The organism is Pelomicrobium sp. G1, assembly GCF_051905455.1.
In the GTDB taxonomy this organism is placed as follows: Bacteria; Pseudomonadota; Gammaproteobacteria; order Burkholderiales; family UBA6910; genus Pelomicrobium.
The window spans coordinates 1-312 of record NZ_JBQACR010000241.1 but is presented as its reverse complement, the minus strand read 5'-3'; the positions used below and the strand labels follow the sequence as shown (position 1 = coordinate 312).

Here is a 312-nt window from a genome sequence, read left to right as displayed (position 1 = left end):
CTACCGAGATTAACTGGCCCGGTACCCGAAAGCCCGGGACGTGCGCCGCATATGCCCGGGCCCTCACCGCCGAGCGGCGCTATGGGGACGCCCGGGAGCAGTTTCAGGCGGTGCTGGTGGATCATCCGCGCAACCCGGAGGTGCTGGTGGCTGTGGGACTCCTCGCCATGCAGCTCAAGGACTACGACGCCGCGGCGGGGTATTTTGGCCAGGCACTGGAACTCAATTACCGGGACAAGGACGCGATCCGCTTCTTCCTCGGACATCTCGAGGAGGAGCGCAAGCGCTACGACCAGTCGGCCGCCTGGTACC

The 312-nt window shown here is 66.0% G+C and carries 1 protein-coding gene; it reads left to right on the top strand.

The features are described 5' to 3' along the window. The coding region (locus ACTFO6_RS18350) for a tetratricopeptide repeat protein (RefSeq protein ID WP_439935818.1) at positions 1-312 on the top strand (312 nt) is incomplete at both ends.